The 1,475-nt window shown below is 65.4% G+C and carries 1 protein-coding gene; it reads left to right on the forward strand.

The annotated features are described in order from the left end of the window. Nucleotides 1-478: 478 nt before the first annotated feature. Nucleotides 479-1,475: TRAP transporter substrate-binding protein (locus tag HOP52_RS19510; protein ID WP_238979197.1), on the forward strand; the 997-nt coding region annotated here is incomplete at its 3' end.

The following is a 1,475-nucleotide window of genomic DNA, read 5'->3' on the forward strand; positions in this document are numbered from 1 at the left end:
ACGAACCGCTGGCCACCTGGCTCCCCGGCCAGGTGTATAGCGGCCGCTAACGGCATGGCGCGGAGTGCCCCGCGCCATGCCACCGGCCCGGGACACGGCGCCCACTGTCGCAAAACAGTGGGCGCCGCGCCGACCTGAACCTCAACTTTGGTCGAATGCCAAACCCCCTTTCAACGCTGAAATCTCCCTCGTCCCCTTCATCGACACCCCCTCGTTCCTTCATAAGCACCTGATTGAACAACACAAGGCCCTCACCCTATGCTCCCCGTCCCTAGACGTGAAACCGCTCGACCGCGACCCGGTGCCGTTTATCGATTGCAGCAGCGCACGCATGCTAGCTTGTGATTTGCCGCCGAGCTGTGCAGCCGGTCAAACCCGGCCGCCGACACTGAGCTACCGCGACGAGACCTCCTGCGCGGTACCCGCCTCGGCAAGCGTCACCCGATCGACGACACAAGAATCACGAAGGGAGCACCGCATGAAGATGATGACCAAGTTCGCCCTCACCGGCCTGGCCGCCGGCGTTGCCCTGGCCGCCCTGTCATCCACCGCCCAGGCCCAGGAGCGCGTTCGCTGGCAGGTGCCCATCGCCTTCCCGTCACATCTGGTCGGCCTCAGCACCCCCGTGCGCTATCTCAGCGAAACGCTGGACGCGGTGTCCGGCGGCAATATCAACCTGCGTTACTACGAGCCGGGCGAGCTGATCCCGCCGTTCGAGATTCTCGATGCCGTCTCCGAAGGCCGCTATCCGGCCGGCTTCACCTGGGTCGGCTATGACCAGGGCAGCATTCCCGCCCTGCCGCTGTTCGCCGGCGCGCCCTTCGGCATGGAGCCGCCCGCCTACCTGGCCTGGCACTATTTCGGCGGCGGTGCCGAGCTGCTCGAGGAGATCTACGAGCCGTACAACGTCAAGCCGCTGCTGTGCAGCATGATCGGCCCCGAGGCCGCCGGCTGGTTTGCCGAGCCGCTGGAGGATCTGGAGCAGATCGACGGGCTGCGCATCCGTTTCGCCGGCATCGGCGGGCGCGTCATGGAGCGCCTGGGCGCCTCGGTGACCATGATCCCCGGCGGCGAGCTCTACCAGGCCATGGAGCGTGGCACCATCGACGCCATGGAGTTCTCCGCCCCAGCCGTGGATCGCATCCTGGGCATGCAGGAGATCGTCAACAACTATGTACTGCCGGGCTGGCACCAGACCTTCACCACCGCCCACCTGCTGATCAACCAGGAGAGCTGGGATGCGCTGGAGCCACAAACCCGCGCTACCATCGACATGGGCTGCCGTGCCGCCACGCTCTTTGGTTACTCCGAAAGCGAGATGGAAAACCCCAAGGCCCTGCGTGACTTCGAAGAAGAAGGCGTCAACGCCCAGGTGCTGTCCGACGAAATTCTCGGAGAGCTGCGCCGCGTGACCAACGAGGTCCAGGCCGAGATCGCCGCCGAGGACGAGATGTTCGGTCGCGTCCTGGAGAGTC

The organism is Billgrantia campisalis, from assembly GCF_022341425.1.
GTDB lineage: Bacteria > Pseudomonadota > Gammaproteobacteria > Pseudomonadales > Halomonadaceae > Halomonas > Halomonas campisalis.